1 protein-coding gene and 3 pseudogenes are annotated in these 5,402 nt (G+C 53.5%); 3 read left to right on the top strand and 1 reads right to left on the bottom strand.

The features are described 5' to 3' along the window. From WKK33_RS00290 to WKK33_RS00280, 3 pseudogenes are all read left to right on the top strand, one after another. Positions 1 to 400 (top strand): annotated as a pseudogene (locus tag WKK33_RS00290) (ATP-binding protein); the annotation flags it as partial. A 919-nt stretch (positions 401 to 1,319) separates the two neighbouring features. Further along, a pseudogene (locus tag WKK33_RS00285) lies at positions 1,320 to 3,173 on the top strand (family 43 glycosylhydrolase); the annotation flags it as partial. 54 nt (positions 3,174 to 3,227) lie between these two features. Next, positions 3,228 to 4,148 (top strand): annotated as a pseudogene (locus WKK33_RS00280) (family 43 glycosylhydrolase); the annotation flags it as partial. A 276-nt stretch (positions 4,149 to 4,424) separates the two neighbouring features. Here WKK33_RS00280 and WKK33_RS00275 read toward each other — a convergent pair. Continuing rightward, positions 4,425 to 4,868, bottom strand: coding sequence for an Hsp20/alpha crystallin family protein (locus tag WKK33_RS00275; RefSeq protein WP_287767902.1), 444 nt, complete (start codon positions 4,866 to 4,868; stop codon positions 4,425 to 4,427). Positions 4,869 to 5,402: the final 534 nt, after the last annotated feature.

Here is a 5,402-nt window from a genome sequence, read left to right as displayed (position 1 = left end):
GACAGAACAGGCAACACTTCAAAAAAGATACGTTGCCGATAATGGAATACTCAACCTGTTCCTGTTTCAGGGGGAAACAAAGCTATTGGAGAATATGGTGGCAATAGAACTGAACAGAAGATTCAGAAACACTACGGAAGAAACTCTCCTCTATTATTTCAACAAAAATATAGAGATTGATTTCTGCGTTCCATCTGCTCAGTTGGCCATCCAGGTATCATATAATCTGAATGACGAGGCTACCTACGAGCGAGAAGTGGGAGCTCTCATTAAATTCCTGAAAGCCTTTCCTGGCTATCACGGCTACATCATTACCCGCGACTACGAGACGCAGATAGAGGCAGATGGCCATACGATAGAGGTGGTACCTATCTGGAAATGGCTGTTGCAAAGTAGATAGAGCCATAAGATTTGGATAAACAAAACAGAAACTTTCCTTCTTAAAAGGAAATAACATCCCGTTTCTTTCCTTTTAAGAAGGAAACTTTGTGTCAGTTGCAACCGAGAGCAGGAATCTACATATTAGCCATAAATCGCGACAATTACCTACATTCGCCGTTGCGGGAGCTGAAACGACCTTGGGGCAGCATTACCCACCATGCGGTTAACAACACCGCGAAACACTTGTGGACATAAGAAAAGAACCAACAAACATCCCCCTGATTTAACATTTATCCGTCGGCAAGCGTACGGTGGGACGCAAATACGTGATTCTTACGCAATTTAGCAACCACCTAACAATCAGCTACTTACCAACCAAAGCTCCCATTCTTCACCCCTCGCGTCACAGTCCACACTACGAAACATGGCATTTCGCGGTGCGGAACATGCCGTTTCGAGGCTCCATACCTTCCTAACCGCAGTGCGAAACATGCCCAACCTCGACTCGATTGGGCATCTTTCGCACTGCGGTGGCTCATTTTCAAAGTCATGATCGCATAAAAAGGGCGTTTTTGTTCGCTGGTTCAACCGAAATCGCCACACTACTTTTTTACCAAAATTCCCAACATCATCACATTCCGCTCAGGGGCGGAGCAAGCCGCGGCACCTACCGGCCTACCGCGCCCCAAGGCCTTGGCACAGGGTAAATTGTCTTGTAAATCAGCAAGTTGTTTTCCCAAGCGCTTCTTCATTTTTATGCCTTTCCACTTGGAAGTTATATAAAAAGGTGTTATCTTTGCAACAAATTAGTGTGCAAAATACAATTAGATAATCTACCACCACTCCGCACACACCAAAAAGCAGATGCGCAAGGCGTAAGCCTTTCAGCGCAAACAGACTATCGATCATTCAGAAAACATCCTAAAACACTCTACACAATGAACCACCGTTTTATCCTTGCCACGCTATTGTCAGCGCTATTTTTGGCGGCACCAGCGTCGGCATCCACACCGAAAAACAAGTATGCGGGTTACCTCTTTGCCTATTTTGAGGGCTCAGGCGAGGGCAAACTGCAGGAACACCTGCGCTTTGCCATCAGCAAGGACGCCAAGGATTGGTATGCGCTCAACAACAACCGCCCCATCGTAAGCAGCGACACCATCTCTACCAGTGGCGGCATTCGCGACCCCCATATCCTGCGGGGCGCCGACGGTTACTATTACATCGTGGCAACCGACATGAACACCGTGAAGAACGGATGGAAGGACAACCCCGGCATTGTGATGATGCGATCGGCCGACTTGGTGCATTGGAGCCATAGCAAGATTGTGCTGAAGGAGGCTTACAAGAACTTCGCCGACGCCTACTGGGTGTGGGCGCCGCAAACCATCTACGACCGCAAGGCCAAGAAATACATGGTTTATTTCACCTTGCAGCGCACGGGCGACGGCCGCAAGAGCCTCATCACCTATTACGCCTACGCCAACAACAACTTCACGGGCTTCGAGAGCGAGCCAAAGGTGCTGTTCTCTGCCAAATACGGAAGCATCGACAACGACATCATTGAGCGCAACGGCGTGTACCACTTGTTCTACAAGGGCAACATCAAGAACGCCGAGGGCAAGGAGATACAGAACGGCATACAGATGGCTACGGCCAAGAAACTCACCGGACCCTGGAAGGAAGACTTCAAGTTTATCGACGCCTACGCCAACCAAAAGACGGGCGTTGAGGGATCGGGCGTGTTCCCCCTCAACGACGGCAGCGGCTATGTGATGATGTACGACCTCTATGGCTCGGGCCGCTACGAGTATCAAACCTCGCGCGACCTGAAGACGTTCACGCAGAAGCCGCAGTCGTTCCGCAAGGATTTCGCCCCCCGCCACGGCACCGTCATACCCATCACGGCCAGCGAGATGGAGCGCCTCCAAAAGCAGTGGGGCTACGTCATGGAGCATGAGTACACGGCCAAGGGCAACCCTCTCTTCACCCACATGCACACCGCCGACCCCGCGGCGCTCGTTGAGAACGACACGCTGTGGCTCTTCACGGGCGTTGACGAGCCCGGACAGCACGGCACCTACGTCATGAGGAAGTGGGCCGTGTTCTCCACTACCGACCTCCGTCACTGGACGCAATACCCCACACCGCTCTACGTAACCGACTTTAAGTGGGCCAAGAGCAAGCAGGCCTACGCCGGGCATGTGGTGGAGCGCGGAGGCAAATACTATTGGTACGTGTCGACCAACTGGTGTGGCATTGGCGTGGCCGTGGCCGACAAGATCACCGGTCCCTACAAGGACGCACTGGGCAAGCCGCTGCTCACCAACGACGACTGCTTCGCATCGACCCACTCATGGGCCTGCATCGACCCGGCGGTCTACATCGACGACGACAGCACGGCCTACCTCATCTGGGGCAACCGCGAGTGTTACATCGCCAAACTGAAGGACAACATGACCGAGATTGTGCCGGGAAGCATCAAGCAGATCAACCTCGGCACCGACCATCCGTTCACAGAGGCGCCTTGGGTGCATAAGTACAACGGCAAGTATTACCTCACCTACGCATCCGAATGGCCTGAGAAGATAGCCTATGCCATGGCCGACAGCATGGAGGGCCCGTGGAAGCCGATGGGCGTCATCTCGGAGATTGCCGGCAACAGCAACACCACCCATCCGGCCATTGTCAACTTCCGCGACCAGTGGCTCTTCCTCTCCCACAACGGTGCGCTGCCCGATGGCGCCAGCTACAGCCGCAGCGTCATCATCGAGCCCATGGCTTACCGCGCCGACGGAACCATCAGGCCCATTCCGGCCACTGCCAAGGGTGTGAGCGCACAGGGCAACCCCATTCTCAATGGGTTCCACGCCGACCCTGAGATTCTCTATTCCAACAAGACCAAGCGCTACTACATCTACTCCACCACCGACGGAAAACCGGGTTGGGGAGGATGGAAATACTACGCCTACTCGTCGGCCGACCTCAAGGAATGGCGCTGCGAGGGTGTGGTGCTCGACGCCAAGAACGGCCAGATACCCTGGGCCAACGGTAACCTCTGGGCACCCGCTGCCGAGGAGGTGAAGACTGCCAAGGGCTACAAATACTTCCTCTACTACAGCGCGCAGCCCAAGGATGGCGGACGCAAGCAGATGGGTGTGGCCGTGGCCGACGCGCCCACTGGCCCGTTTGTCGACCTCGGCCATCCGCTCATCAGCAAGGAGCCGGAGGGATTCCACGGTCAGCTCATCGACGTCGACGTGTTTGTAGACCCCGTGAGCAAGAAGCCTTACCTCTACTGGGGCAACGGCATGATGGCGGGAGCCGAGCTCAACGCCGACATGACCAGCATCAAGGAGGAGACCATCACGCTCATGACACCGAAGGGTGGATCGCTCCGCGACTACGCCTACCGTGAGGCGCCCTACGTGTTCTACCGCAACGGACTGTACTATTTCATGTGGTCGGTCGACGACACGGGATCGCCCAACTACCACGTGGCCTACGGCACATCAACCTCGCCGCTCGGCCCAATCAAGGTGGCCGACAAGCCGGTGGTGCTGCAACAAGATGCGCAGCGCGAAATCTATGGCACGGCCCACAACTCGGTCATCCAGGTGCCGGGAACCGATGAGTGGTACATCGTGTACCATCGCATCAACAAAGACTGGCTCCGCCACCAACCAGGCGTGCACCGCGAGACCTGCATCGACCGCCTCTACTTCAACGCCGACGGAACCATCAAGCCCGTCGTGCCCACCGAGTAACGGCGAGCGGCAACGCCAAACCGAACAGTTCTTCCAATGACATTACCCCCGTGCCATGTGGGGCACCCCCCTTAAGGGGATGTGGCTCACAGGGCATTGGGCTTGCGACGCCCGACAACGGAGCCTACCGCACGGCCTCGCCGGCCAACAATTGCAGCATCCGCAGCGAGGTGTCAACATTATAAACCACAAGACCGTGGTGCTGAAATGACGCAAAAAGGGCAAGCCCCCTCAGTGGGAACTTGCCCTTTTCTTGTTAGGCTCATGCCTTTTGTATTACTTAACTTCTATGCTCTTCACGTTTTCCTTCTTCTCTTCCTTGGCCATCTTAGGAATCTCGATGGTCAGCACACCGTTCTTCACCTCAGCGGTAACCTTCTCCTGGTTGGCGTCCTCAGGGAGAGCGTAACTCTGTGAGTAATTAGAATAAGAGAACTCGCGACGCAAGTAGTGCTCGTCCTTCTTCTCCTCCTTATGCTCGTCCTTGTGCTCGATTGACACATTCAGATAACCATCCTTGTCGATGTTCATCTTAACCATGTCCTTCTTCAAGCCCGGGGCTGCCACTTCCATGGTGTAACCTGTGGCGCTCTCCTTAACATTAACAGCAGGTGCGGTGGCGTTCATGCGCGGCATCAAGTCGGTATCGAATACGCTGTCATCAAACCAACTGTTCAACCAATTAGATACACTGTTGTTGTTTCTACGAGCTAATAACATAATGTTTTACCTCCAATTTTGTTTTTCTCGTCCTCTCTTCGTCTTTCGAGTCGGTCGGGATTTCTGTTTGTTCGTTGTTTATCGTTTGTTTGGGTTGCCTCTCTGCTCGTCGCCTCACTGGCTTCTTGCAAATGCGAGCCCCAACTGCGGCCTCGAAACTGGGGGGTGGTTGAAGTCCCAATTGTTAATAGTTTTGGCCTCTCGCCTCCCGAGCCTCTCGGCTTTGGTTTTCACCCATCATCATGCAATATGCATGCCAAAGGCACGACGGTGCAAGGATGGCGCGTTTTGACAAGGTTGGCACAACATTCATGCCTGTTTGACACGAATGTTTAAATATTTTAAGCATTAAAAGCCCCACATTACGCATTGCGGTTGGATGGCTTTCGCGTGGTGGGCTCGCTAACAAGCGCGTAGCGGTTCACTAACCATTTATCCCCCAATCGGCCATTAAATCCTAATGATCCACCAATTTCGGTCTAATGACTGATTTGGGATTACTAGTGATGCGATATTAATCGCTTAACTATAGTT

This window comes from Hallella sp., assembly GCF_037460745.1.
In the GTDB taxonomy this organism is placed as follows: Bacteria; Bacteroidota; Bacteroidia; order Bacteroidales; family Bacteroidaceae; genus Prevotella; species Prevotella faecis.
The sequence above is the reverse complement of the archived record's forward strand: the minus strand, read 5'-3'. Positions and strand labels throughout refer to the sequence as shown.